The organism is Veronia pacifica, from assembly GCF_001707825.1.
GTDB classification, from domain to species: domain Bacteria; phylum Pseudomonadota; class Gammaproteobacteria; order Enterobacterales; family Vibrionaceae; genus Veronia; species Veronia pacifica.
This window is the reverse complement of sequence record NZ_LYBM01000128.1, coordinates 1-491: the sequence shown is the minus strand read 5'-3', so window position 1 is coordinate 491 and position 491 is coordinate 1. Positions and strand designations below refer to the sequence as shown.

The following is a 491-nucleotide window of genomic DNA, read 5'->3' as shown; positions in this document are numbered from 1 at the left end:
TCGTTTTCATCTGGGCTTATCGATGACACCATGGGTGCCGATTCATCGTCTGTCAGGGTCGCCTGTCCAGCGTCGACAAAGCCGCCGGGCAGGTCGAGATAGTGGAGGTTATCGACACTGTTATCCCAGGAGACAAAACTGAGCGATGCGCCAGCATCAAGCGCAGGGCCCCCCACTTGAATGATGATTTTGCCATCTTCCTCACCACGGTTTCCTGCCGACATATGACCGTCTGCATTCATGTCGACATCGATTTCGACAAAGGTGTAGAGACTGCCGTTATCGTCCTGCATCACAAAGGTGAAATCCAGATTGGCTGAATAGGCTATACCGTCAATTTCAACACGCTGATTGATGTCATTGATGCCTTCTTCACCAGAATTGTCCCCCATAAGAATATTGTCATCATCGAGGAATCTGACGGTGGTAGCCGGATGGGTCACCTCAAGAGGGTCACCGACGTTTGACGCGCCGGAGAGGAAATTATTACC

General features: G+C 51.1%; 1 pseudogene. It reads right to left on the bottom strand.

Features of this window, described 5'->3' with window-relative positions:
- Positions 1-491, bottom strand: a pseudogene (locus A8L45_RS24895) (hypothetical protein); the annotation flags it as partial.